Origin of the sequence: Corynebacterium sp. HMSC035E02 (assembly GCF_001836065.1) — a bacterium.
GTDB classification, from domain to species: domain Bacteria; phylum Actinomycetota; class Actinomycetes; order Mycobacteriales; family Mycobacteriaceae; genus Corynebacterium; species Corynebacterium hiratae.
This window is the reverse complement of record NZ_KV827294.1, coordinates 1-416: the sequence shown is the minus strand read 5'-3', so window position 1 is coordinate 416 and position 416 is coordinate 1. Positions and strand designations below refer to the sequence as shown.

The following is a 416-nucleotide window of genomic DNA, read 5'->3' as shown; positions in this document are numbered from 1 at the left end:
CAGGCTCGAACGCAGTGTTCTGGTTCGGGGACTTCGGGTTCTGGTCTTCCTCGTCCGGGATGCCGTCGTTATCGTCATCCGGATCCGTGACATCAGGATCGCCATCACCATCGGTGTCCAGCTTGAACTTAGCTGGAGCCTTATCCGTGGAACCGTCAGGGTAGGTCACCGTGACAGGAACCTCGAACTCCTCAACGGTGTCCTTGTTCAGCTTCGACTTATCCGGGAACGTAACAGTGATCTCACCGGTGTTCTCGTCAATCTTGGCTTCGTAGCCCTCAGGAGCCTTGAAGTCCTCAGGAATCGAGAACTTCGAACCCTCAGGAGCCTTCGTGTCCTTACCGTCCTTATCCTTGAACGAAGGAGACGACTTGGTTTCCTCACCAGGAACAACCAGCTTCTCCTCGTACGCAGGC

Annotated in this window: 1 protein-coding gene; it reads right to left on the bottom strand. The window is 55.3% G+C overall.

Going from position 1 to position 416, the window contains the following annotated elements:
- A partial coding sequence (locus tag HMPREF2635_RS13370) for a YPDG domain-containing protein (protein ID WP_210385860.1) occupies positions 1–416 on the bottom strand: 416 nt, incomplete at both ends.